We start from the raw sequence: 357 nt of genomic DNA, 5'->3' as shown, positions 1-357 counted from the left end.
CTCGACCGCCTGCAAGGCCCTGTATCGCTGCCTCGACTGCCGCGAACCCTTCGACTACTTCAAACCGTACTGATATGGCCACCCCGCAATTCCATCCGCTGCGTATCCGCGAAGTACGTCCCGAAACCGCCGATGCGGTGTCGGTCGCCTTCGAAGTCCCGCCCGAACTGCGCGACCAGTACCGCTTCACGCAGGGCCAGTTCGTCACGCTGAAGACGCATATCGACGGTGAGGAAACGCGCCGCTCGTATTCGATCTGCGTGGGCGTCACCGACTACGACCGCGACGGCGAGTTGCGCATCGGCATCAAGCGTGTGCGCGGCGGGCGTTTCTCGAACTTCGCGTTCGACACGCTGC

Annotated in this window: 1 protein-coding gene; it reads left to right on the top strand. The window is 63.3% G+C overall.

Annotated features, from left to right (window positions below; all coding sequences use genetic code 11):
* Nucleotides 1-74: 74 nt before the first annotated feature.
* On the top strand, nucleotides 75-357 hold a 283-nt coding region (locus tag AB3X95_RS38970; RefSeq protein WP_368624010.1), incomplete at its 3' end, for an FAD-binding oxidoreductase.

Source organism: Paraburkholderia sp. BR13444 (assembly GCF_040948755.1).
In the GTDB taxonomy this organism is placed as follows: domain Bacteria; phylum Pseudomonadota; class Gammaproteobacteria; order Burkholderiales; family Burkholderiaceae; genus Paraburkholderia; species Paraburkholderia youngii.
The sequence above is the reverse complement of the archived record's forward strand: the minus strand, read 5'-3'. Positions and strand labels throughout refer to the sequence as shown.